Origin of the sequence: Stenotrophomonas sp. SAM-B (assembly GCF_013387485.1) — a bacterium.
GTDB classification, from domain to species: domain Bacteria; phylum Pseudomonadota; class Gammaproteobacteria; order Xanthomonadales; family Xanthomonadaceae; genus Stenotrophomonas; species Stenotrophomonas maltophilia_AA.
This window is the reverse complement of record NZ_JABBXB010000007.1, coordinates 85,926-110,620: the sequence shown is the minus strand read 5'-3', so window position 1 is coordinate 110,620 and position 24,695 is coordinate 85,926. Positions and strand designations below refer to the sequence as shown.

21 protein-coding genes are annotated in these 24,695 nt (G+C 67.2%); 18 read left to right on the top strand and 3 right to left on the bottom strand.

Annotated features, from left to right (window positions below; translation table 11 throughout):
• Nucleotides 1–9: 9 nt before the first annotated feature.
• Nucleotides 10–786 carry an NRDE family protein gene (locus tag HH110_RS14995; protein ID WP_176990405.1) on the bottom strand — a complete coding sequence of 259 codons (777 nt, stop codon included), beginning with the start codon at nt 784–786 and terminating at the stop codon, nt 10–12.
• Between the two features lie 324 nt (nt 787–1,110).
• Here HH110_RS14995 and mraZ point away from each other — a divergent pair, with 324 nt between their 5' ends.
• The 15 genes from mraZ (at nt 1,111) to lpxC (ending at nt 18,068) form a co-directional block, all read left to right on the top strand.
• Nucleotides 1,111–1,557, top strand: coding sequence for a division/cell wall cluster transcriptional repressor MraZ (gene mraZ, locus HH110_RS14990; protein WP_176990404.1), 447 nt, complete (start codon nt 1,111–1,113; stop codon nt 1,555–1,557).
• Between the two features lie 14 nt (nt 1,558–1,571).
• Nucleotides 1,572–2,540, top strand: a complete 969-nt coding sequence (gene rsmH / locus HH110_RS14985; RefSeq protein ID WP_176990403.1) for a 16S rRNA (cytosine(1402)-N(4))-methyltransferase RsmH — start codon at nt 1,572–1,574, stop codon at nt 2,538–2,540.
• A complete protein-coding gene (gene ftsL / locus HH110_RS14980) occupies nt 2,537–2,800 on the top strand; it encodes a cell division protein FtsL (RefSeq protein WP_123728341.1) in 264 nt (87 codons plus the stop codon). The genes rsmH and ftsL overlap by 4 nt, the downstream gene beginning before the upstream one ends.
• Nucleotides 2,797–4,641, top strand: coding sequence for a penicillin-binding protein 2 (locus HH110_RS14975; RefSeq protein WP_176990402.1), 1,845 nt, complete (start codon nt 2,797–2,799; stop codon nt 4,639–4,641). The genes ftsL and HH110_RS14975 overlap by 4 nt, the downstream gene beginning before the upstream one ends.
• Nucleotides 4,638–6,119 carry a UDP-N-acetylmuramoyl-L-alanyl-D-glutamate--2,6-diaminopimelate ligase gene (locus tag HH110_RS14970; RefSeq protein ID WP_176990401.1) on the top strand — a complete coding sequence of 494 codons (1,482 nt, stop codon included), beginning with the start codon at nt 4,638–4,640 and terminating at the stop codon, nt 6,117–6,119. The genes HH110_RS14975 and HH110_RS14970 overlap by 4 nt, the downstream gene beginning before the upstream one ends.
• A complete protein-coding gene (gene murF, locus HH110_RS14965; RefSeq protein ID WP_176990400.1) occupies nt 6,116–7,510 on the top strand; it encodes a UDP-N-acetylmuramoyl-tripeptide--D-alanyl-D-alanine ligase in 1,395 nt (464 codons plus the stop codon). The genes HH110_RS14970 and murF overlap by 4 nt, the downstream gene beginning before the upstream one ends.
• On the top strand, nt 7,500–8,585 hold the full coding sequence (gene mraY, locus HH110_RS14960) for a phospho-N-acetylmuramoyl-pentapeptide-transferase (protein WP_088433957.1): 1,086 nt from the start codon (nt 7,500–7,502) through the stop codon (nt 8,583–8,585). Before murF ends, mraY begins: the two co-directional genes overlap by 11 nt.
• Nucleotides 8,585–9,913 (top strand): putative lipid II flippase FtsW, encoded by a 1,329-nt coding sequence (gene ftsW / locus HH110_RS14955; RefSeq protein ID WP_176990399.1) that lies wholly within the window; start codon nt 8,585–8,587, stop codon nt 9,911–9,913. The genes mraY and ftsW overlap by 1 nt, the downstream gene beginning before the upstream one ends.
• Nucleotides 9,910–11,004: an undecaprenyldiphospho-muramoylpentapeptide beta-N-acetylglucosaminyltransferase gene (gene murG, locus HH110_RS14950; RefSeq protein ID WP_176990398.1), complete on the top strand. Its 1,095-nt coding sequence runs from the start codon at nt 9,910–9,912 to the stop codon at nt 11,002–11,004. The genes ftsW and murG overlap by 4 nt, the downstream gene beginning before the upstream one ends.
• Before the next feature lie 37 nt (nt 11,005–11,041).
• Nucleotides 11,042–12,478, top strand: a complete 1,437-nt coding sequence (gene murC, locus HH110_RS14945; protein ID WP_176990397.1) for a UDP-N-acetylmuramate--L-alanine ligase — start codon at nt 11,042–11,044, stop codon at nt 12,476–12,478.
• Nucleotides 12,475–13,458: a D-alanine--D-alanine ligase gene (locus HH110_RS14940; protein ID WP_176990396.1), complete on the top strand. Its 984-nt coding sequence runs from the start codon at nt 12,475–12,477 to the stop codon at nt 13,456–13,458. The genes murC and HH110_RS14940 overlap by 4 nt, the downstream gene beginning before the upstream one ends.
• Nucleotides 13,455–14,207, top strand: coding sequence for a cell division protein FtsQ/DivIB (locus HH110_RS14935; protein ID WP_176990395.1), 753 nt, complete (start codon nt 13,455–13,457; stop codon nt 14,205–14,207). Before HH110_RS14940 ends, HH110_RS14935 begins: the two co-directional genes overlap by 4 nt.
• Nucleotides 14,204–15,439 (top strand): cell division protein FtsA, encoded by a 1,236-nt coding sequence (gene ftsA, locus HH110_RS14930; protein ID WP_017355446.1) that lies wholly within the window; start codon nt 14,204–14,206, stop codon nt 15,437–15,439. Before HH110_RS14935 ends, ftsA begins: the two co-directional genes overlap by 4 nt.
• A 268-nt stretch (nt 15,440–15,707) precedes the next feature.
• Nucleotides 15,708–16,940 (top strand): cell division protein FtsZ, encoded by a 1,233-nt coding sequence (ftsZ, locus tag HH110_RS14925; RefSeq protein WP_176990394.1) that lies wholly within the window; start codon nt 15,708–15,710, stop codon nt 16,938–16,940.
• A gap of 216 nt (nt 16,941–17,156) precedes the next feature.
• A complete protein-coding gene (gene lpxC, locus HH110_RS14920) occupies nt 17,157–18,068 on the top strand; it encodes a UDP-3-O-acyl-N-acetylglucosamine deacetylase (protein ID WP_176990393.1) in 912 nt (303 codons plus the stop codon).
• 297 nt (nt 18,069–18,365) lie between these two features.
• On the opposite strand, the gene HH110_RS14915 is transcribed toward lpxC, so the two are convergent.
• Nucleotides 18,366–18,806, bottom strand: coding sequence for a DUF721 domain-containing protein (locus tag HH110_RS14915; RefSeq protein WP_176990392.1), 441 nt, complete (start codon nt 18,804–18,806; stop codon nt 18,366–18,368).
• Between the two features lie 12 nt (nt 18,807–18,818).
• Between HH110_RS14915 and HH110_RS14910 the strand changes: the two genes are divergently transcribed.
• From HH110_RS14910 to HH110_RS14900, 3 genes are all read left to right on the top strand, one after another.
• Complete coding sequence (locus tag HH110_RS14910; RefSeq protein ID WP_019182479.1) at nt 18,819–19,769, top strand: M23 family metallopeptidase; 951 nt, start codon at nt 18,819–18,821, stop codon at nt 19,767–19,769.
• A gap of 168 nt (nt 19,770–19,937) precedes the next feature.
• The gene (gene secA, locus HH110_RS14905; RefSeq protein WP_176990391.1) at nt 19,938–22,670 is read left to right on the top strand and encodes a preprotein translocase subunit SecA; all 2,733 of its coding nucleotides are present in this window, start codon (nt 19,938–19,940) and stop codon (nt 22,668–22,670) included.
• 509 nt (nt 22,671–23,179) lie between these two features.
• Nucleotides 23,180–24,139 carry a Nudix family hydrolase gene (locus HH110_RS14900; protein ID WP_176990390.1) on the top strand — a complete coding sequence of 320 codons (960 nt, stop codon included), beginning with the start codon at nt 23,180–23,182 and terminating at the stop codon, nt 24,137–24,139.
• On the opposite strand, the gene HH110_RS14895 is transcribed toward HH110_RS14900, so the two are convergent.
• Nucleotides 24,129–24,695, bottom strand: a complete 567-nt coding sequence (locus tag HH110_RS14895; RefSeq protein WP_176990389.1) for a hypothetical protein — start codon at nt 24,693–24,695, stop codon at nt 24,129–24,131. The genes HH110_RS14900 and HH110_RS14895 overlap by 11 nt on opposite strands.

Sequence of the window (24,695 nt, the reverse complement as noted above, 5' to 3'; positions counted from 1 at the left end):
ACATTCACGTCACCTCGGCGCAGACAGCGGTGTGGTCGTCAGCCGGATCTCGCCGATGCAGTCACCCTGCGCATCGAACCGCCGCTCGGCGATGAAGCCCTGGCCGTCGGCGTCCAGCGCGATGATCGTGCTGGCGCGGGTGCCGTACTCGGGGCTGCGGATGAAGGCGGACGACAGCCAGCGCTCGCGCTCCAGGCCGATGCCGGTATCCGGCAGGGCGCTGTCGTCAGCGCGGGTTTCATCACGCAGGGCCTCCCACAGCGGGGCCAGATCGTCATTGCCGTGGTCCACCCATGCGCGCAGGGCGGCGTTCAATGTCACGGTTTTCGGCCACGGCGCGTCCAGCGGGCCGTTGGACATGCCGTGGATGCCCGGGGCCAGCGATTGCCGGTGCAGCGCGTGGTTGCCGAGGAACTGGCAGCTGCCGCGGTCGGCCAGCAGGAGATTGAAGGGAGCGAACTCGACCGCCCGCCGGGCAAGCTGGTCGGCGAACAGGGCGGCGGGCGCGTCGTCGCGCAGGTAATCAGCCACCAGCGCTCCCCGGGACGGGCCGGTCTGCCGGGCGAGCGGGTCACGCACGTTGGTCACCACCGCCATGCGGCCGCCGGGTCCGACCCCGGCCCAGGTGCCGCCCGAGCGCAGGTCGCGTCCGGCGGCGATGCCGTCGTCCGGCGAGGCCCAGTGGTGCAGGGCGGCGGTAGGCCGCGCGTGGAATTCATCGCGGTTGCCGGCCATCACCAGCTGCCAGCGGGGGTGCGTTTTCCAGGCAAGGGCGAGCAGACACATGCCTCACATTGTGCCGGTTCTGCGCAGCACCGAGGCGATGACGACCCGGCCAGGACTGAATACGGGCCGATGTTTCACGCGGTCTCCACAGGCCTGAACTTCGGCGAAATCTCAAAAAATGAGACGAAACAGCAACTTGTGGATAAGCCTTGAACAAGTCTCTAAACATTGCTGCAAGCCCTTGATGTTCAAAGTGATTTCCCCTTCGCAAAGTTGTTGACAACCCAATCGGCACTGCTAAGGTGGGCATCAGAGGGGAAACCGGGTTTTTTGTGGTTTTTCGTGGTTCAATGTTTCACCGGGCGAAGGAAAGGTGAAAACGTCGTGTTTCAAGGCGAGACGGCCATCACTGTTGACGACAAAGGGCGCATGGCGGTTCCGACCGCGCATCGCGACCTTGTCGCGCGTGTGAGCAACAACCGTCTGGTCCTGACCTACAACCCGTTCGAGTCCGGCTGTCTGTGGCTGTACGCCGAACAGGAATGGGAACGCGTCCGTGACGACGTCATGTCCAAGCCCAACACACAGCGCGTCGTGCGTCTGCTGCAACAGAAGCTGGTCGGTTCGGCCGCGCATCTGGAGCTGGACGCCAACGGCCGCATCAGTATTCCCGCCAGCCACCGTGGTGCCGTTGGCATTGAAAAGAAGGCGGTGCTGCTCGGTATGGGCGACAAATTCGAATTGTGGAGCGAGCAGGCTCATCGCGCGTTGATCCAGCAGACGTTGTCTGACGAGGATCTCGGCGATGGGTTGCTCGACCTGAAGTTGTGAGCCGGGGTGCCCGGATGCGCGGAGCAGCGCAGACCGGTCACCTTCCGGTGTCGCAGTCGCCGGCGGGCCACCTGCCGGTCCTGTACACGCAGGTCCTGGATGGCCTGAAGGTGATCGAAAACGGAGTGTATCTCGATGGCACGTTTGGTCGTGGCGGTCACGCCCGCGGCGTGCTCGAGCAACTCGGTCCTGGAGGCCGGCTGCTGGTCATGGACAAGGATCCCGAGGCGATTGCGGTAGCCGAGCGTGATTTCGCGCCGGACCCGCGCGTCTCGATCTTCCGTGGCAGCTTCGCCGATCTGCTGCACTGGGACGCCACCGCCGGGGGACTGGACGGCGTGCTGTTCGACCTGGGCGTGTCCTCGCCCCAGCTGGATGTCGCCGAGCGCGGTTTCAGCTTCGGCAAGGACGGCCCGCTGGACATGCGCATGGACCCGGACAGCGGCGAAAGCGCGGCGCAGTGGCTCAACCGCGTTGAAGAGCGCGAGTTGATGGACGTGCTGTGGACCTACGGCGAAGAGCGCCAGGGCCGCCGCATCGCCAAGGCCATTGTCGCCCGCCGCGACAAGCAACCCTTCACCCGCACCGCCGAGCTGGCGGAGTTGATCGCCTCGGTGATGCCGCGTGGCAAGGACAAGATCCACCCGGCCACGCGCAGCTTCCAGGCGATCCGCATCCATATCAACCGCGAACTGGCCGACCTTGAGGCGGGCCTGGACGCGGCGATGGCGCGGCTCAAGCCCGGTGGCCGGCTGGCGGTGATCAGCTTCCATTCGCTGGAAGACCGCATCGTCAAGCAGTTCATGAACCGCCACGCCAAAGCCCCGCCGAGCAATCGCCGGCTGCCCGAGTTGGCCGCGTTCGTGCCGACGCTGGACCTGCACGGTGGCGCCATCAAGGCCGAAGACGACGAGCTGGCGGTCAATCCGCGCTCACGCAGCGCCGTGCTGCGCGTCGCCGAAAAGCGCGGGGTGGCCGGATGAGCCGCCTGCTGTTGATCGTGCTGCTGGCCTGCACCATCGCTTCGGCGATCGGTGTGGTGTTCATGCGCCATCGCCACCGCCAGACCTTCGTGGAGTTGTCCCGGGTCGAGCGTGCGCGCGATGAGATCAACATCGAGTTCGGTCGCCTGCAGCTCGAGCAGGCCACGCTGGCCGAGGCGACCCGGGTCGACCGCGTTGCCCGCGAGCGCCTGGGCATGAAGTTCCCCGAAGCGGCCGATGTCGTGGTGATCCGGCCATGAACAAGTCGGGTCGCAATCGTGCGCGCAACAGCTTCAACCTCCGCCAGCGCCTGAAGTGGGTGGGGCTGGCGCTCGGCCTGTGTTCGGTCTCGCTGGTCGGCCGTGCCGCTTACGTGCAGATCATCAACAGCGAGTTCTACCAGCGCCAGGGCGAAGCCCGTTACCTGCGCGAACTGCCGATCAACACCTCGCGCGGCATGATCACCGATCGCAATGGCGAGCCGGTGGCGGTGTCCACTCCGGTCGCCTCGATCTGGGTCAACCCGCAGGAACTGCTGCGCTCGCCGGACCGCATCCCCGAGCTGGCGACCGCGCTGGGCATGCCGCTGGACGAGCTGACCTCCAAGCTCTCGCAGAAGGCCGATAAAGAATTCATGTACCTGCGCCGCCGGATCAATCCGGACGACGCGGAAAAAGTGGTCGCGCTGAAGATCCCGGGCGTGGCCTCGCAGCGCGAGTTCCGCCGCTTCTACCCGCAGGGTGAGGCGATGGCGCACGTGCTCGGCTTCACCAACATCGACGACCGCGGCCAGGAAGGGCTGGAGCTGGCCTTCGACGAATGGCTGCGCGGCAAGGCCGGCGCCAAGCGCGTGATCCGCAACCGCAAGGGCGATACGGTGGAGAGCGATCTGCTGCGCGCCGCCGAGCCGGGCAAGGACCTCACCCTCAGCATCGACCGCCGCATCCAGTTCCTGGCCTTCAAGGAGCTGCGCAACGCGCTGATCGCCAACAAGGCGGCCGGCGGTTCGATGGTGATCATGGACGTGGCCACCGGCGAAGTGCTGGCCATGGTCAATCTGCCGACCTACAACCCGAACGCCGTCGGCGGCGCCGCGCCGGATACCCGCCGCAACCGCGCGGTGACCGACCTGGTCGAGCCGGGTTCGACCATGAAGCCGCTGACCATCGCCTCGGCGCTGCAGTCCGGCGTGGTCACCAAGGACACCACGGTGGACACCAACCCCGGCTACATGGCGGTGGGGCGCTTCACCATCAAGGACGTGCCGCGCAACAACGGCGTGCTCAACGTCACCGGCGTGATCACCCGCAGTTCGAACATCGGCGCGGCCAAGATCGCGGCCAAGATGCCGGACCAGGTCTTCTACGACCACGTCCACAGCTTCGGCTACGGCGTCGCCCCGCACAGCGGCTTCCCCGGCGAATCGGCCGGCGTGCTGCCGCGCCCGGCGCGCTGGAGTGGTTCGTCCAAGACCACCATGTCCTACGGCTACGGCCTGAATGTCAGCCCGCTGCAGATCGCGACCGCCTATTCGGCGCTGGGCAACGGCGGCAAGCTGATCGCGCCGACCTTCGTCAAGGGCCAGCGCAACGAAGGCAAGCAGATCATCGACGAGAACATCGCCAAGGACGTGGTGGCGATGATGGAAACCGTGGTCACCCAGGGCGGCGCCAAGCAGGCGGCGGTGCTGGGTTACCACGTGGCCGGCAAGACCGGTACCGCCCGCAAGGCCGGGCCGGGCGGGTACGAGCGCGGGCATTACAACGCGCTGTTCGCCGGCGTGGTGCCGGCCACCAATCCGCGCTTCGCCACGGTGATCGTGATCAACGACCCGCAGGGCGGCAAGTACTACGGCGGCCTGGTGTCCGCGCCGGTGTTCCACAACGTCATGGAGGGCGCGCTGCGCCTGATGGACGTGCCGCCGGATGACATCGAGTCGTGGCTGGCCGCGCAGCAGTCCGGAAAGCTGGGGCATACCGCCTCGTCGTTGCCGACGCCGCCACCGGAAACGGTGATCGCGCCCGACGCCGCCGCAGAATTCGATGCCGCGCTGCCCAGCGCGCACGCCACAGTGCCGCCCGCGCAGGGAGGCACGCAATGAGCCAGATGATGTTGCTGTCGCAGTTGCTTCCCGATGTGGCGCTGAGCCACGACCCGACCATCACCGGCCTGGTGCTGGACAGCCGCGCGGTGCGCCCGGGCAATGCCTTCGTGGCGATCGCCGGTTTCGGCGCGCACGGGCTGGGCTTTGTCGACCAGGCCCGCGCCAATGGCGCCGGGGCGATCCTGTTCGACCCGCCGGCACCGGCCGAGCTGCCTGCGCCGGTCGATGCGATTGCCGTGCCGGGCCTGCGCCACCGCATGGGGGCGATGGCCGACCAGTTCCACGGCCATCCCTCGCGCGCGATGACGATGGTTGGCGTGACCGGCACCAACGGCAAGACCTCCACCGTACAGCTGCTGGCCCAGGCCTGGCACCTGCTCGGCACCCGCAGTGGCAGCATCGGCACGCTGGGCGTCGGTCTGTATGGCGATGTCGTGCCGACCGGTTTCACCACGCCGCTGGTGCTGCAGATGCATGACGTTCTGGCCCAGCTGCGCGATGGCGGGGCACAGGCCGTGGCGATGGAAGTCAGTTCGCACGCGCTCGACCAGGGCCGCGTGGATGCCGTCCATTACGACGTGGCGGTGTTCACCAATCTCACCCGCGACCATCTGGACTATCACGGCGACATGGCGCAGTACGGCGCGGCCAAGGCCAAGCTGTTCCACCGCGACGGACTCAAGGCCGCCGTGGTCAATCTGGATGACAGCTTCGGCAGCGAACTGCTGCGCACCGTCGGCGACAGCGTGCGCCCGATCGGCGTGAGCTCGCGCGGTGCCGCGCAGGCCACTCTGCGCGCTGATTCGCTCACCCTGGACGGCCGCGGCATCGCCTTCGACCTGATGGTCGACGGCCAGCGGCATCCGGTGCAGTCGCCGCTGCTGGGGCGTTTCAATGTCGACAACCTGCTGGCGGTCGCCGGTGCGCTGTATGCGCTGGACCACGCCCCGGCCGCGATCGCCGGGCTGCTCTCACAGCTGCAGCCGATCGCCGGCCGCATGAACCGCCTGGGCGGTGAGGGCGGCCTGCCCACCGTCGTGGTCGATTACGCCCACACCCCGGATGCACTGGAACAGGCCTTGACCAGCGTGCAGGGCCATCTGGCCGGGCGGCTGGTCTGCGTGTTCGGCTGCGGCGGCGAACGCGATACCGGCAAGCGTCCACAGATGGCCGCCATCGCGGAACGGCATGCCGACGTGGTCATCGTCACCGACGACAACCCGCGCGGCGAAGACGGCGACGTAATCGTGGCCGACATCCTCAAGGGATTTGATGCACCCGCTGCCGTCACCGTGCAGCGCGACCGCGCCGCCGCGATCGCCACCGCGATCGGCCAGGCCGGCGCGGGCGACATCGTGTTGATCGCTGGCAAGGGCCACGAGCCCTACCAGGAGATCCACGGGGTCAAGCACGCCTTCGATGACACCGAAGTCGCCGGCCGTGTGCTGGCCGCGCGCGCGGGGGTGAACGCATGAAGCGCACCCCGCTGTCGCTGATCGCCCACTGGGCCGGTGGCGAGATCCATGGCGAAGACACCGCCATCGATGCCATCAGCAATGACACCCGCACGCTCGCCCCGGGCAGCCTGTACGTGGCCCTGCGTGGCGAGCGCTTCGATGGCCATGACTTCGCGGCCGACGCGTTGGCGCGCGGTGCCTCGGCGATGCTGGTCGAGCGCCTGCTGGATGTGGCGCTGCCGCAGATCGTGGTCGTCGACAGCGAGCATGCCCTGGGGCGCATCGCCGCCGGCATGCAGCGCGACCGCGACACCGCGGTGTTCGCGATCACCGGCAGCAACGGCAAGACCAGCGTCAAAAGCCTGCTGCTGGCGATCCTGGAACAGGTCGCGCATGACGACCGCAAGGTGGTCTACGCCAACCCGGGCAACCGCAACAACGAGATCGGCCTGCCGCTGGCCGTGCTCGATGCGCCCGAAGACGCCGATTTCGCCGTCTACGAGATGGGCGCCGGCAAGCCGGGCGACATCGCCTACCTGACCGAGATCGTGCGCCCGCACTACGCGCTGGTGAACAACATCGCCCCGGCGCATCTGGAGCGCATGGGCAGCCTGCAGGGCGTGGCCACCACCAAGGGCGCGATCTATGCGGCGCTGCCCTCCGATGGCGTGGCCGTGATCAATGCCGATGACGCCTTCGGGATCTGGTTCGAACAGCACATCGTCGGCCAGCCACCGCGCTGCCGCGTGCTGCGCTACGGCCTGGACCACAGCGCCGATGTCAGCGCGCGTGCGATCCGTCCGGCCGCGCAGGGCAGCCAGTTCGTGCTGTCCACGCCGCAGGGCGATGCAGAGATCACGCTGGGCCTGCCGGGCCGGCACAACATCAGCAATGCGCTGGCCGCCGCCTCGCTGGCGCTGGCCGCAGGCATCACGCTGGCGCAGATCGCCGCCGGGCTGGCCCGCGCCGAGCCGGTCCCGGGCCGCCAGATCGCGCACCAGCTGCCGAGCGGTGCGGTGCTGGTCGATGACAGTTACAACGCCAACCCGGGCTCGCTGGCGGCCGCCATCGATGCCCTGGCCGGCGCGAAGGAAGAAGGCTGGCTGGTGCTGGGCGACATGCGCGAACTCGGCCCGGACGGCGAGGCGCTGCATGCCCAGGCCGGCCGCCGTGCCCGCGAGGCCGGCCTGAAGCGGCTGTACACGCTCGGCCCGCTGAGCGCCGCCGCTTCGACCGCCTTCGGTGAAGGCGGCCAGCATTTCCAGAGCCACCAGGCCCTGGCCGCCGCGCTCGCCAGCGAACTGCATGCCGGCGTGCGCTGCCTGGTCAAGGGCTCGCGTGGCAGCGCCATGGACACGATCGTCAAAGCGCTGCTCGCGCAAGGAGAGGAAACCCCCAATGTTGCTTGAACTGGCCCGATGGCTGCAGCAGTTGGAGAGCCTGTTCGGGCTGTTCGGCTACCTGACCCTGCGCGGCATCCTCGCGGCGCTGACCGCCCTGTTCCTGTCGCTGTGGCTTGGCCCGGCGATGATCCGCAAGCTCGCCCAGTTCAAGGGTGGCCAGCCGATCCGTACGGATGGTCCGCAGACCCATTTCGCCAAGGCCGGCACGCCGACCATGGGTGGCTCGCTGATCCTGCTGACGATCACGTTGTCGGTGCTGCTGTGGGCCGACCTGCGCAACCGTTATGTTTGGCTGGTGCTGGCCGTGATGCTGTGCTTCGGCGCGATCGGCTGGTACGACGACTGGATCAAGATCGTCCGCCGCGACCCGAACGGCCTGAAGTCGCGCTGGAAGTACCTGCTGCAGTCGATCTTCGGCCTGGCTGCGGGTCTGTTCCTGTTCTACACCGCCGATGTCCCGGCGGCGATGACGTTCTACATCCCGATGTTCAAGTCGATCGCGCTGCCGCTGGCCGGCATCAGCTTCGTGGCCATCGCGTATTTCTGGATCGTCGGCTTCTCCAACGCGGTCAACCTGACCGACGGCCTGGACGGGCTGGCGATCATGCCGACGGTGCTGGTCGCGTGCGCACTGGGCGTGTTCGCCTATGCCTCGGGCAACGTGGTGTTCTCCAGCTACCTGCAGATCCCGCAGATCCCGGGTGCCGGTGAGCTGGTCATCATCTGCGCGGCGATCGCCGGTGCGGGCCTGGGCTTCCTGTGGTTCAACACCTATCCGGCCATGGTCTTCATGGGCGACATCGGCGCGCTGGCGCTGGGTGCGGTGTTGGGCACGATCGCGGTGATCACCCGTCAGGAACTGGTGCTGGTGGTGATGGGCGGCGTGTTCGTGATCGAGACCCTGTCGGTGATGATCCAGGTCGCCTCGTTCAAGCTGACCGGCAAGCGCGTGTTCCGCATGGCGCCGATCCACCACCACTTCGAACTGAAGGGCTGGCCGGAGCCGCGCGTGATCGTGCGCTTCTGGATCATCTCGGTCGTGCTGGTCCTGATCGGCCTGGCCACGTTGAAGGTCCGCTGATGAACGACCTGTCGCGCCAAGCAACCCGCCTGGAAGCCATCGGAGGCCACTTCGACAAGTGGCTGCTGGGCGCGATCATCACGCTCACCGGGCTGGGTGTGGTGATGGTCGCGTCGAGCTCGATCGCGCTGATGAGCAGCCCGTTCTACTACCTCAACCGCCACCTGATCTTCCTGGCGGTGGGTATCGGCCTGGCGATCATCGCCATGCGCACCGAGCTCAAGAGCATCGAGCAGTACAACCAGATCCTGCTGCTGGGCTGCTTCGCGCTGCTGGTGGTGGTGTTCATCCCGGGCCTGGGCAGCAGCGTCAACGGTGCCCGCCGCTGGATCAACCTGGGCATCTCCAAGTTCCAGACCGTCGAAGCGGTCAAGGTGCTCTACATCGTGTGGCTGTCCAGCTATCTCGTCCGCTTCCGCGACGAGGTCAATGCCACCTGGCCGGCGATGCTCAAGCCGCTCGGCGTGGCCGGCGCGCTGGTCGTGCTGCTGCTGCTGCAGCCGGACTTCGGCTCCTCCACCCTGCTGCTGGCGATCACCGCCGGCATGCTGGTGCTGGGTGGGGTCAACATGCCGCGCATGTCCATGCCGGTGATCATCGGCATGGTCGGCATGAGCGCACTGGCGATCATCGAGCCGTACCGCATGCGCCGCATCACCTCCTTCCTGGACCCGTGGGCCGATCAGCAGGGTGACGGCTACCAGCTGTCCAATGCGTTGATGGCCGTAGGCCGTGGCGAGTGGACCGGCGTGGGCCTGGGCAACTCGGTGCAGAAGCTCTATTACCTGCCCGAAGCGCATACCGACTTCATCTTCTCGGTGACCGCCGAGGAGCTGGGCTTCCTCGGCACCTGCCTGATCATCTCGCTGTATGCGCTGCTGGTCGGCCGCACCTTCTGGCTGGGCATGCGCTGCGTGGAAATGAAGCGCCACTTCTCCGGCTACATCGCCTTCGGCATCGGCCTGTGGATCAGCATGCAGAGCTTCGTCTCGATCGGGGTCAACCTCGGCATCCTGCCGACCAAGGGCCTGACCCTGCCGCTGATCTCCTCCGGCGGCTCGAGCGTGCTGATGACCTGCGTGGCGATGGGCCTGCTGCTGCGCGTGTCCTATGAACTGGATCGCGCCGAGCGCCGCCAGGCCGTGCGCATGGGCGCCGACCAGGATGGCCCGCTGCCGGGCGACGTGCCCAAGGCCGACAGCGCCAGCGCGATCGCCGCGGCGATGCAGGACAGCGCCGCGCGCGATGCCGCACCGCGTGACAGCGCGCCCCGTGGCACCAGCCGCATGCAGCAGCGCATCGAACCGACCCTGGGGAGGATGGGATGAGCACGCCTCGCCTCGATCCCTCCCAGCGCCCGGTCATGATCATGGCCGGCGGCACCGGTGGGCACATCTTCCCCGGCCTGGCCGTGGCCAAGGTGCTGCGCGAACGCGGCGTGCCGGTCACCTGGCTCGGTGCCGATGGCGCGATGGAAACGCGCCTGGTGCCGCAGCAGGGCATCCACATCGATACGCTGGCCATCGGTGGCCTGCGCGGCAAGGGCAGGCTGTCCCTGCTCGGCGCGCCGTTCCGCCTGCTGCGCGCGGTCCGCGCGGCCGGCTTCCTCATCCGTGATCGTCAGCCGCGTGCCGTGATTGCGTTCGGTGGTTACGCCTCCGGCCCCGGCGGCATCGCCGCGCACCTGCACGGCCTGCCGCTGCTGGTGCACGAACAGAACCGCGCCCCGGGGTTGACCAACCGCGTGCTGTCGCGCGTCGCGCGTCGCGTGTTGGCCGGCTTCCCGGGCAGCTTCGCGAAGCGGGAGGAGGCGGTCGGCAATCCGGTCCGCGCCGAGATCGCCGCGATCACCCCGCCGGAGCTGCGCCTGGCCAACCGGCAGGGTCCGTTGCGCCTGCTGGTGCTGGGTGGCAGCCAGGGGGCACGCGTGCTCAACAACGCGGTACCCAAGGCACTGGCCGCGCTGGGCACCGGCATGCCGGTGCAGGTACGCCACCAGAGCGGCGAAAAGCTGCACGCCGAAGCGCTGCAGGCGTACGCCGATGCCGGCGTGCAGGCCAGCGTGGAACCGTTCATTGCCGATATGGCCGAGGCATTCGCCTGGGCCGATCTGGTCGTGTGCCGCTCCGGCGCCTCCACCCTGGCCGAGCTGTGCGCGGTCGGCGTGGGCAGCGTGCTGGTGCCGTTCGCGGCGGCCGTCGACGATCACCAGACCCGCAATGCGGAGTATCTGGTCGAGCGCGGCGCTGCCGTGTTGCTGAAGCAGGATGAAACGCTGGCGACACAGCTGGAAGGCGTGTTGCGCGAATTGTCCGAAAATTCCGCCAGACGCATGCAGATGGCCAACGCCGCGCGTGCCCTGGCCAAGGTCGATGCCGCTGAGCGCATCGCCGACATCATTCTCGAGGAATCCAAATGAACACCGCTACGCGCGCCAGCCTGGCGCGAGGCCGCGCATGATCCGCCGCCTCCACGACACCAACGACCTGGTACGCGCGTTCCCGCGCGTGCACTTCGTCGGCATCGGCGGCACCGGCATGAGCGGCATCGCCGAAGTGATGCTGACGCTGGGCTATGAAGTGTCCGGCTCGGACAACGCCGACAACGCCGCGACCCGCCGCCTGGCCGGCCTGGGCGCGCGCGTGATGCGCGGCCACTCCGCGGCCAACGTGCTCGGCACCGACTGCGTGGTCGTCTCCAGCGCGATCCGCGATGACAATCCGGAACTGATGGAAGCGCGCAGCCAGCGCATTCCGATCATGCCGCGCGCGGCGATGCTGGCCGAACTGATGCGCTTCCGCCGCGGCATCGCGGTGGCCGGTACGCATGGCAAGACCACCACCACCAGCCTCACCGCCGCGGTGTTGAGCGAAGGCGGGCTGGACCCGACCTTCGTGATCGGCGGCCAGCTGCTCGCCGCGGGTGCCAACGCCAAGCTCGGCGGTGGCCAGTGGCTGGTGGCTGAAGCCGACGAAAGCGATGGCAGCTTCCTGCGCCTGAACCCGCTGGTGTCGGTGATCACCAACATCGATTCGGACCACCTGGAAAACTACGGCAACGATTTCGCCCGGGTCCAGGCTGCGTTCGCCGAATTCCTGCAGCGCCTGCCGTTCTACGGGCTGGCGGTGCTGTGCATCGACGATCCGGAAGTGGCCGCATTGGCCGCGCAGACGCCGCGCCATGTCATGAGCTATGGCATGAGCAGCAACGCCGATGTGCGTGCCGAAGACGTGGTCCAGGACGGCCCACGCATGCATTTCACCCTGCGCCTGCCGGAAGGCAGCAGCCACCCGGTGACGCTGGCCCTGCCGGGCGCGCACAACGTGCTCAATGCCCTGGCCGCCGCAGCCGTGGGCTGGCAGCTCGGCGTGGCGCCGGAAGCGATCGCGCGTGCGCTGGAGAGCTTCGCCGGCATCGGCCGTCGCTTCAATGACCTGGGCATCGTCACCACGCACACCGGCGCCAAGGTCCGCGTGATCGACGACTACGGCCACCATCCGCGTGAGCTGGCCGCCGTGTTCGCCGCCGCCCGTGGAGGCTGGCCGAGCCAGCGCCTGGTCGTGGCGTTCCAGCCGCACCGTTACAGCCGTACCCGCGATCAGTTCGATGCCTTCGCCGCGGTGCTGTCCGAAGTGGACGCGCTGGTGCTGAGCGAGGTCTACCCGGCCGGCGAAGCGCCGATCCCGGGCGCCGATTCGCGTTCGCTGGCCCGCGCCATCCGCGCGCGCGGCCGCAGCGAGCCGGTCGTGGTCGGCAATGCCGCCGAACTGGCGCACGTGCTGCCCGACGTCCTGCAGGACGGTGACCTGCTGCTGATGATGGGGGCGGGTGACATCGGCTACATCGCCCAGCAGATCGCCGGCGAAGGCTTCCAGGAGACCCCGGCGGCATGAACGCGCTGACCTTCCCGCCGCTGCGCATCACCGACCCGGCCCTGTTCGGCCGCGTCGCCGTGCTGCTGGGCGGTACCTCCAGCGAGCGCAACGTCTCGCTGGATTCCGGCCGCAACGTGATCGAAGCGCTGCGCGCGCGCGGCGTCGATGCGATCGCCGTCGACGGCATCCCGGCCCTGGCGCTCGCGCTGGTCGAGAAGCGCTTCGACCGCGTGTTCAACATCCTCCACGGCCACAACGGCGGTGGCGAGGACGGCATCGTGCAGGGCTTGATGGAAGCCTTCGGCGTGCCGTACACCGGCTCGGACGTGCTCGGCTCGGCGCTGAGCATGGACAAGATCCGCACCAAGCAGGTGTGGTTGTCGCATGGGCTGCCGACCCCGCGCTTCATCGCGCTGGACGAGGCCGCCGATGTCCACGCCGCCGCCGCCGAACTCGGCCTGCCGGTCGTGATGAAGCCGGCCAACGAAGGGTCCAGCGTCGGCATCAGCCGGGTCACCGAAGACGCCGGGCTGGATGAGGCGGTCGCGTTGGCGGTGCGTTACGACGGCCAGCTGCTGATGGAGCAGATGGTGGTCGGCGACGAGCTGACCGTGGCGATCCTGGGCGACCAGGCGCTGCCGTCGATCCGCATCGTGCCCAAGGGCCAGTGGTACGACTACAACGCCAAGTACATCGCCGAGGACACCCAGTACCTGTGCCCGGGCCTGGATGGTGAAGACGAAATCGAGATCCGCCGCCTCGCACTGGCCGCGTTCCGCGCCGCCGGCTGCCGTGGCTGGGGCCGGGTGGACGTGATGCGCGACCGCGCCACGGGTCGCTTCTACCTGCTGGAAGTGAACACCGCACCGGGCATGACCAGCCATTCGCTGGTGCCCAAGTCGGCCAGCCAGGCCGGGATCGGCTTTGAAGAGCTGGTCTGGCGCGTGCTTGAGCAGACCCTGCCGGGTCACGCAGCGCAGGAGCACCGCCACGCATGAACGCGGCGCTGCGCATCTTCGTCTGGTTGCTGGCCCTGTCGGTCGTGGCACTGCCCGTGGTGGCGGTGCTCAACGGCTGGGTCGGTGCCGAGCGGTGGCCGTTGGCCAAGCTGCGCGTGCACGGTGAGTTCAAGCGGGTGCCGGCCGAGCAGCTGCAGCAGGTCGTGCTGCCGTATGCGAAGTCCGGTTTCTTCGCGGTCAAGCTGCAGGATGCGCAGGACGCGATCGAAACCCTGCCGTGGGTCGAGAGCGCACAGGTCCGCAAGCAGTGGCCCGACGTGCTGGAAATCACCCTGGTCGAGCACAAGCCGTTCGCGCGCTGGGGCAATGACCGCCTGCTCTCCGAGCAGGGCAAGCTGTTCGCCACGCCGAAGAAGCTGCAGGACCTGGAGCTGCCCGACCTCGATGGTCCGGACAGCCAGACCGAAGAAGTGGTGTCGCTCTACAACGATGCGCGCGCGCTGTTCGCGCCGGCCGGGGTGGACGTCAAGCGGGTCACCATGGACGCACGCGGCAGCTGGTCGCTGGTGCTGAGCAACGGCACCGAAGTGGTCGTCGGCCGCGACGATGCCCGTTCGCGCCTGCAGCGCTTCGTGCGCGTGCTGCCGCAGCTGGCCAACCAGGCGGCGCCGATCGAGCGCGCCGACCTCCGATACACCAATGGTTTCACGCTGAGCTGGGGTACCCCGGCTCCGGCCGCACCGGCCGCGCCGGCCAATGTGGCGCACAGGACGCAGGACAGGACATGAATCGCAAGGGTGACAAATCACTGATCGTCGGTCTGGATATCGGCACCTCCAAGGTGGTGGCGCTGGTCGGCGAGTATTCGCCGGGCAATCCGATCGAGGTCATCGGCATCGGCTCGCACGAATCGCGCGGTCTCAAGCGCGGCGTGGTGGTCGATATCGAATCGACCGTGCAGTCCATCCAGCGTGCGGTCGAAGAGGCCGAGCTGATGGCCGGCTGCGAGATCCGCTCGGTGTACGCATCGATCTCCGGCAACCACGTGCAATGCAAGAACTCGCCCGGCATCGTGCCGATCCGCGACGGCGAAGTGACCTGGGGCGACCTGGATCGCGTGCTGGACGCGGCCAAGGCCGTGGCGATCCCGGCCGACCAGAAGATCCTGCATGCGATCCCGCGCGAGTACGTGCTGGACGATTCGCAGGAAGGCATCCGCAACCCGGTCGGCATGACCGGCGTCCGCCTGGAAGTGCACGCCCACCTGGTGGTGTGCGCACAGTCGGCCGCGGCCAACATCTCCAAGTGCGTGCAGCGCTGCGGCCTGCAGGTCGATGACCTGGTGCTGTCCTCGCTGGCCTCCAGCGTGGCCGTGCTGACCGCCGACGAGCGCGAGCTCGGCGTGGTGCTGGTCGACATGGGCGCCGGCACCACCGACCTGGCCGTGTTCGTACAGGGCGCGATCTGCCACACCGCGTCGTTGCCGATCGCCGGCGACCACGTCACCAACGACATCGCGCACATGCTGCGCACGCCGACCCCGGAAGCCGAGCAGATCAAGGTGCGCTATGCCTGCGCCCTGGCCCAGCTGGCTACCGCCGAGGAGAGCATCCAGGTGCCCAGCGTCGGCGATCGTCCGCCGCGCCGGATGCCGCGCCACGCACTCGCCCAGGCGGTGCAGGGCCGTTACGAGGAAATCTTCGAGATGGTGCAGGCCGAACTGCGCCGCTCCGGCTTCGAGGAACTGGTGCGCGCCGGCATGGTGCTCACCGGTGGCGCCTCGAAGATGGAAGGCGTGGTCGAACTGGCCGAGGAAATGCTGCAGATGCCGGTGCGCGTGGGCATCCCGCAGCACGTCACCGGGCTGGGCGAAGTGGTCGGCAACCCGGTGCATGCCACCGGCGTCGGCCTGCTGCTGATGGGCAGCCAGATCGAACACCCGCGTCGCCCGTCGCTGCCCACGGGCCGCGCCGGCAGCATGTTCAAGAAACTCAAAACCTGGTTCCGCGGCGAATTCTGATCGCGGTCGCAACACGCAGTACACATGCAATACGCGATAAGCAGTTCCCGAAAAATCCACACCGTCCACCCAAGACCGCAACACGACGTACACAGCAAGCGCGTTACCCGGCCACCTGGCCGACCATTGAAGCAGGCACCACCGTCGCGGTTGGCTCTATCCAGCCCGGCATACCAACTACAACTCGCCGGCACGATGGGTGGGGAGGACAGGAGAAGGATTCTCCGAAGCCCCCGTCCCGCGTAAACGGCAACACGAGGACACGGACATGGCGCATTTCGAACTGATTGAAAAGATGGCACCCAATGCGGTGATCAAGGTGATCGGCGTGGGCGGCGGCGGCGGCAACGCCGTGGCGCACATGGTCAGCACCAGTGTGGACGGCGTGGAATTCATCACTGCCAACACCGACTCGCAGGCCATCAAGAACTGTGGTGCCAAGCTGCAGCTGCAGCTGGGTACCAACGTCACCAAGGGCCTGGGCGCAGGCGCGAACCCGGAAGTCGGCCGCCAGGCCGCGCTGGAAGACCGTGAGCGCATCATGGACGCCCTGCAGGGTGCGGACATGGTGTTCATCACCGCCGGCATGGGCGGCGGCACCGGTACCGGCGCAGCCCCGGTCGTGGCGCAGCTGGCCAAGGAGATGGGCATCCTGACCGTCGCCGTGGTCACCAAGCCGTTCCCGTTCGAAGGCCGTCGCCGCATGCAGGTCGCGCTGAAGGGCATCGAAGAGCTGAGCCAGCATTGCGATTCGCTGATCACCATCCCGAACGAAAAGCTGATCACCGTGCTGGGCCGCAACGCCACCATGATCCAGGCCTTCCGTGCCGCCAACGACGTCCTCCAGGGCGCCGTGCAGGGCATCGCCGACCTGATCGTGCGTCCGGGCCTGATCAACGTCGACTTCGCCGACGTCCGCACCGTCATGTCCGAAATGGGCCTGGCGATGATGGGCACCGGCACCGCACGCGGCGATGACCGCGCCCAGGCCGCGGCCGAAGCCGCCATCCAGAACCCGCTGTTGGACGATGTGAACCTGGCCGGTGCCAACGGCATCCTGGTCAACATCACCGCCGGCGCCGACTTCACGATGGCCGAGTTCGACGAGATCGGCCGCACCATCGACGGCTTCGCCTCCGAAGATGCCACCGTGGTCGTGGGTACCGTGCTGGATCCGGACATGCAGGACGAAGTCCGCGTGACCGTGGTCGCCACCGGCCTGAACCGTGCCGTCACCGCCAAGACCCAGCGTCCGGGCGAGCGCGCACCGATCAAGCTGGTCCGCAACGCCACCACCGGCCAGCCGGAGTTCGGCGAGTTCGACAACGGCGGCGATGCGGTCTCCAAGGCCGTGGGCGGGATGGGCATGGGCATGGGCCTGCGTCGTCCCAGCGCCGACACCGTGGCGCCGACCGCCCCGAGTGCGTCGGGTCCGGCCGCTGCTGAACTGCCCAACGATTACCTGGACATCCCGGCGTTCCTGCGCCGCCAGGCGGACTGAGCCACGCATGCCGGGGCCTTGTCCTCCCCGGTAAGCGCCTCCATGTCCCATGCTGCCGGGCCAGGATCGGCCCGGCAGTCTGACCGCCGTCGTGCATCACGCACGTCCGGGCAGTGCTGTCGACGCACCACGGTTCACGGAAGGGACAGCGGTAGTGCGTGTTATTCTTGTTTGTCACAGCCGCGCTGACCGCGCGCTTTCTGGTCCTGCCCCCCGATGATTCCGCAACGCACCCTCAAGAACACGATCCGCGCCACCGGCGTTGGCCTTCACAGCGGTGACAAGGTCTACATGACCCTGCGCCCGGCCCCGGTCAACCATGGCATCGTGTTCCGTCGCGTCGATCTGGACCCGGTGGTGGAAGTGCCCGCACGCGCGGACCTGGTCACCGAAGTCACGCTGTGCACCGGCCTGACCTATCACGAGGCCAAGATCCAGACCGTCGAACACCTGATGTCGGCCCTGGCCGGCCTGGGTGTGGACAACATCATCGTGGAGCTGTCCTCGGCCGAGTTGCCGATCATGGACGGTTCCTCCGGCCCGTTCGTCTTCCTGCTGCAGTCGGCGGGCATCGCCGAACAGGACGCGCCGAAACGTTTCCTGCGCATTCTCAAGACGGTGGAAGTCACCGATGGCGACAAGGTCGCCCGCTTCGAGCCGTACGAAGGCTACAAGCTCGGTTTCACCATCCAGTTCAACCACCCGATGATCCCGGCCAAGCAGTCGCGGGCGGAAATCGAGTTCTCGACCTTGGCCTACACCAAGGAAATCTCGCGCGCCCGGACCTTCGGCTTCATGCGGGATCTGGAATACATGCGCGAGCGCAACCTGGGCCTGGGCGGTTCGATGGACAACGCCATCGTGCTCGACGAGTTCCGGGTGCTCAACGACGACGGCCTGCGCTACGCCGATGAGTTCGTGCGCCACAAGATCCTCGACGCGATCGGCGATCTGTACCTGGCCGGCGGCCAGGTGCTGGGTGCCTACGAAGGCTTCAAGTCGGGCCATGCGCTCAACAACAAGCTGGTGCGTGCCCTGCTGGCCGATGCCAGCGCCTGGGAGTGGGTCAGCTACGAGTCTCCGGCTGCTGCGGCGCCGGTGGTCTACGGCCTGCCGGCGTACGCCTGAGCGCGGTTTCGCTGCAACCCATTGATTTGAAACAAAAACAAGACGGCGCCCAGGGCGCCGTTTCTGTTTCCAGCGGTCACGGCGGGCTGAAACCGGCGTGATCTTGACGTCAATGAACCGTAGGGGTGCACAGCGCACAGATTTGTGAACCTCATCAAGGTTCTTGCCAGATTTAACGCTAATTTAATAAAACACTAACGACTGGCGGCGGTTCGGCCGCTACAGTGCAGACCGGCTCCCAGCCAAAGTTCACGTGATCGTGACGCGGCCGGGAAGGGGCGGGATGCCCCGATGGCTTCACGATTTGGAGGAATCCACATCGCGCAGACAAGCCAACGCGTCGCGTAGCCCTTTGTGCGTGGCGGCTGAAACAGCGTGGGGGCCATTCCTGTTGTCGATCGCTGGGGAGCGTGGGGGAGGGGCAGATGCTGTTTTGACGGTCACCTTGGTGACCTTCAGCCCGATGGACCGGGCCGCGTCGATCAACTGTGCTTCGGCAAGCCGGACCTTGGCGTGCCACACGGGAGATTCGACGAGAAGAACGAGGTGCTCGCCGTTTACATTCGCCAGCCGGCAACGGGTGGCCAGTGCAGGCGGCAAATGGGGGCGCAATTGACGGTCCAGCGCGTCGAGCCACAGGGCACGACGCAGCGGGTTACCGGCTTTGTCCGCCATGACCGCATCCAGCGCCGGCTTCGGCGTGGATGGGGAACGGGCACTGGATTTCGGCTCAGACATGAAAACTCACTGATGGCATTCAAAAAGATCGTAATCAAAACGCGTGAAGGACAGGCCAAGACGCCGCTGGCGCGTTTGCGTTTCTACTTCGAAGATTCCCCCCGTGCCCTGCTGGGCAGTGTGCTGGGGGTGGGCTGCCTGATCGGCTTCGGTGCCGGTATCGGTGGCAGCATGTTCAACGATTCCCGGCTCCACGCCAAGGTCGCACAGCAGGAACGCGAACTGGCGCAGGCCCAGAAGGACGCTCAGACCCAGGTCAACGCGCTGGCTGCGCGGATGGGCGAGCTGCAGGCGCAGGCCACCCGTCTCAATGCCCTGGGCGAACGACTCACCCAGATGGGCAAACTGGAGGACGGCGAATTCGACTTCAACGAGACCCCCGGCCTCGGTGAAGGCGAGCCCGGGCCGACCCAGGACATCCCGGTCAGCGCGGTCAACGCCGACTTACAGGTGCTGGAGCAGCGCTTCGCTGCTTCAGGCCGCCAGCTGTCGGTGATGGAATCGCTGATGTTCGACCACCAGCTCGAACAGAACGCCGTGCCCTCGCGCATGCCGATCCGCAATACCTACATCACCTCCAACTTCGGCACCCGCAGCGATCCGTTCGGTCGCGGTGCGGCCACCCACAAGGGCATGGATTTCCACGCCAAGGTCGGTGACCCGGTGATGTCGGTGGCCGACGGCGTGGTCAGCTTCGCCGGCGTGAAGGGCGGGTACGGCAACGTGGTCGATGTGGACCATGGCAACGGCTACGTGACCCGCTATGCGCACAATTCGCGCCTGGTGGTGAAGCCGGGCGACCTGGTCCGGGCCGGCCAGGAAGTGGCCAAGGCCGGTTCCACGGGCCGTTCCACCGGTGCCCACGTGCACTTCGAGGTCTGGGAACGCGGCCAGGTGGTCAATCCGCGCAAGTTCCTCGGTGATGGCGGCAACACCCCGGTCGGCCGCGTTTCGCGGGGCTGATCACGGTAACGAACTTGAACGGGGGTGCTTGAAACGCCGGACCCCCGTCCCAAGCTACAATGGGTGTTGCCATAGACAGGGCGCAGTGCGCCCTGTTTCGTTTGCGGCGTGCGCATCCCCCGGGGAAAGCGCCGCCGTTGGGGCGTCTCATTCCAACCGGTTCCTTCAATGATCAACAGCCTGCTTACCCGCGTCTTCGGCAGTCGTAATGAACGACAGCTGCGCCAGCTCAACCGCATCGTCGCCAAGATCAATGCGTTGGAGCCGGAAATCGAAAAGCTCTCCGACGAGCAGCTCAAGGCCAAGACCCCGGAGTTCAAGCAGCGCATCGCTGACGGTGAGGCCCTGGACAAGGTGCTGCCCGAAGCGTTCGCGGTCTGCCGTGAAGCCAGCCGCCGCGTGCTGGGCATGCGCCATTACGACGTGCAGCTGATCGGCGGCATGGTCCTGCACCTGGGCAAGATCGCCGAAATGCGGACCGGTGAAGGCAAGACCCTGGTCGCCACGCTGCCGGTGTACCTCAATGCGCTGGAAGGCAAGGGCGTCCACGTGGTCACCGTGAACGACTACCTGGCCCGCCGTGACTCGGCGCAGATGGGCAAGCTCTACAACTGGCTGGGCATGAGCGTGGGCGTGGTCTACCCGGGCATGCCGCACGGTGACAAGCGCGAGGCCTATGCCAGCGACATCACCTACGGCACCAACAACGAATTCGGCTTCGATTACCTGCGCGACAACATGGCGCTGTCCCGTGCGGACCGCTACCAGCGCGGCCTGCACTACGCGATCGTCGATGAGGTCGACTCGATCCTGATCGATGAAGCCCGTACCCCGCTGATCATTTCCGGCCCGGCCGATGATTCCCCGGAGCTGTACATCCGCGTCAACCGCGTCGTCCCGCACCTGATCAAGCAGGAGGCCGAGGAAGGCGAGGGCGATTTCTGGGTCGACGAGAAGGGCAAGCAGGTCCATCTGTCCGAAGCGGGCATGGAGCATGCCGAGGCGCTGCTGGTCGAAGCCGGCATCCTCAATGCCGAGACCGAAGGCCTGTACGCCGCGCAGAACCTGACCGTGGTGCATCACCTCAATGCCGCACTGCGCGCGCATGCCATCTACCAGCGCGACGTGGATTACATCGTGCGCGATGGCGAAGTGGTGATCGTCGATGAATTCACCGGCCGTACCCTGGCCGGCCGCCGCTGGTCCGATGGCCTGCACCAGGCGGTGGAAGCGAAGGAAGGCGTGCCGGTCCAGCGCGAGAACCAGACCCTGGCGAGCATCACCTTCCAGAACCTGTTCCGCATGTACAAGAAGCTGTCCGGCATGACCGGTACGGCCGATACGGAAGCCTACGAATTCCAGAGCATCTACAACCTGGAAGTGGTGGTGATCCCGACCAACCGCCCGACCATCCGCAAGGACGGTTCGGACCAGGTGTTCCTCAACCGCAACGGCAAGTTCAACGCGGTGCTGGCCGATATCCAGGCCTGCAACGAGCGTGGCCAGCCGGTGCTGGTGGGCACGACCTCGATCGAGACCTCGGAAATGCTGTCCGAGCATCTGCGCAAGGCCGGCGTGCACCACGAAGTGCTCAACGCCAAGCAGCATGACCGCGAAGCGACCATCATCGCCAACGCCGGCATGCCGGGCGCGGTGACCATCGCGACCAACATGGCCGGCCGTGGTACCGACATCGTGCTGGGTGGTTCGCTGGAAGCGCAGCTGCATGAGCTGGGCGAAGACGCGACGCCGGAACAGCGTGCCCAGGTCAAGGCCGAGTGGCAGGTCCGCCACGACGCGGTCAAGGCCGCCGGTGGCCTGCACATCGTCGGCACCGAGCGCCATGAATCGCGCCGTATCGACAACCAGCTGCGTGGCCGTTCGGGCCGCCAGGGCGATCCGGGTTCGTCCCGCTTCTACCTGTCGCTGGAAGACAACCTGATGCGCATCTTCGCCTCGGACTGGGTCCAGAAGGCGATGCGCATGATGGGCATGAAGGAAGACGACGTCATCGAGGATCGCCTGGTCAGCCGGCAGATCGAGAAGGCGCAGCGCAAGGTCGAAGCGCACAACTTCGACATCCGCAAGAACCTGCTGGACTTCGACGACGTCAACAACGATCAGCGCAAGGTGATCTACAGCCAGCGCGATGAGCTGCTGGATGCGGAGTCGGTGAAGGACAACGTGGATGGCATCCGCGGCGACGTGATCTTCGACGTGGTGGCGCGTTTCGTGCCGCCGAACTCGATCGACGAGCAGTGGGACTTGCAGGGCCTGGAAGCGACGCTGGCCTCGGACTTCGGCATCGACATGTCGCTGACCGAACTGGTCAAGGCACACGAGGAGCTGGACGCCGAGGGCATCGCCGAGAAGGTGCAGGCCAAGGTCGACGAGCATTTCGCGGCGAAGGAAGCCGGCGTGGGCGACGAGACCATGCGCGCGCTGGAGAAGCACGTGATGCTGACCGTGCTGGACCAGAGCTGGAAGGAGCACCTGGCGCGCATGGATTACCTGCGCCAGGGCATCTACCTGCGCGGTTACGCGCAGAAGCAGCCGAAGCAGGAATACAAGAAGGAAGCGTTCGAGCTGTTCTCGGAGATGCTGGAGAACGTGAAGCGCGAAGTGGTGACGTTGCTGGCACGCGTGCGCATCCGCAGCGAAGAGGAAGTGGCGGCGCTGGAGCAGGCCGAGCGCCAGCAGGCGGAGGCGCGTCTGCTGCAGTCGCAGTTCCAGCACCAGGACGCCGGCAGCTACAGTGCGGACGAAGAGGCGGCAGAGGTGGAGGCGGCGCAGCATGGCGTGCCGCAGGTCACCCGCGACGAGCCGAAGGTCGGCCGCAATGATCCGTGCCCGTGCGGCAGCGGCAAGAAGTACAAGCATTGCCATGGTCAGCTGAGCTGATCGGTTGATCGGCTGATTGGACGTGCTGAAGAAGCCCCGCCTTGTGCGGGGCTTTTTTTGGTTCTTCTTCCCTCTGCATGGAAGACATGTGGGGCGTTCTGACCTTCTCCAGGGGCGGCGGTCGATGGGTCGGGCGCTGGGGCGCGATGCCGTTGTCGGCGACGCCCCCGGTGCCGGCCTGCGGCCGTCCCCTCCTCCTTGATTTCGCCCACAAGGGCATCGCGCCCCACGTATCGAGACTACTGGCGCCCAATAGCAAGGTCCGCTTTTCCGCACTCCTACCGCGCGCGAGCCCCGCAGCGGCCGGCAGGCTCCTGGGCAAAATCAAGGAGGAGGCCGTCGCCATCAGGCGGCGGCCGGGGGACATTTGCCGAGGGGCCTGCGGGTCGCTGCGGGGCCCTTACGCTCGCGGCAGCCCCAAGCGGAGACGCCACCCGATCCACACCGCGCCTGGACGACCAACCGGCGGGGCATTGCGTCACGTGCCCCGGTTTGGGCATCCTCCGGGTATGTCATCTCCCCTTCGTTCGATCCATGTCGTGGCCGGCGTCATCACCGACGCCCGCGGCCGCATCCTGCTCAACCGTCGTACCGAGAACCGCGATATGGCTGGCCTGTGGGAGTTCCCGGGTGGCAAGCGGGAGCCCGGCGAGACCTCGGAGGAGGCGCTGGTGCGGGAGCTGCGCGAGGAGCTGGGGATCGAGGCCGAGGTCGGTGAGTGGATCATGGACGTGCCGCAGATCTATCCGGACAAGCGACTCCGGCTGGAGGTGCGTCGCATCCAGGGCTGGAAAGGGTCGCCGCGCGGCCGTGAGGGCCAGGCGATCACCTGGGTGGCGCCGGACAAGCTGCACCGGTATTCGATGCCGCCGGCGGACCTGCCGGTGGTCGCGGCGTTGCGGCAGCCGGACCGGTACCTGATCACCCCCGAGCTGGAGGGCGAGGAGGACAGCGTCCACCAGGCCTGGCTGGGGCGGCTGGCGCAGGCGCTGGAAAGTGGCGTGCGCCGGGTACAGCTGCGCACGCCGTCCAGCCCGGCGCGGGTGGCGCTGGCCGAGCGCGTGATCCAGCAGCATGGACCGCGCACCCAGTGGCTGCTGAACCGGGACATCGACCTGGCCGGACGGCTGGGCGTCGGGGTGCATCTGGGCAGTGAGCAGCTGCTGGCGCTGGATGAGCGGCCGCTCCCGGCCGGTCAGCTGGTGGCGGCGTCGTGCCACGATCTGGCGCAGCTACAGGCGGCGCAGCGGCTGGGCTGTGATTTCGCGGTGCTGGGGCCGGTGCAGGCGACGGCCAGCCACCCGGACGCCACGCCGCTGGGCTGGGAGGCCTTCGAGTCGCTGCGTGAACAGGTGTCGTTGCCGCTGTACGCGCTGGGCGGAATGGCCCCCGGCGATATCGGCGAGGCGCGCCGGCATGGCGCGCAGGGCATCGCGGCGATCCGGTCGCTGTGGCCGGCTACAGCGTGATCCAGAAGCAGCCGTACTGACGGCGCAGGCCGAATACCGTGCGGGCCGGGGTGGCCGTGTTGCCGAGGGTCTGTTCAATGCGCAGGCCGATCGGCCGCGGTCGTGCCGGTGCCTCCGTCGTGCCCACGGCGAAGAGCCCGGGGTCGAGCGGCACCGGGGCGGCATCCGGGTAGACCGGGGCGATGTCGACCAAGGGGCGCTGCACGACGGATTCCAGCCGCCCGATGATCTGGTTCGCGGTGGCGTTGGAGACGTTGCTCCAGAGGTAGATCGAGGACAGCCGGTTGACGTCCTGTGCCCTGACCGCATCGCGGATCTGCCCGGTCAGTTCACTGAGCCGGCGCGCGCAGCCGGCGCGGTAGATGCCGGTGTTGCCCACGCTGGCCGTGCGCGCGGGAAGCCGCGAGGTCGCGCCCAGTGCATCGCAGCGGCGGTCGGTGAAGACGGTCTCGCCCTGTGCGGTGGTGCAGCGGTTCACGCGCTGCGCTGCCTGCGCCAGCGCAGGCGGCGAGGGCAGGCACAGCGCACACAGCAGGAGCCACACGAGCGGTTTCAT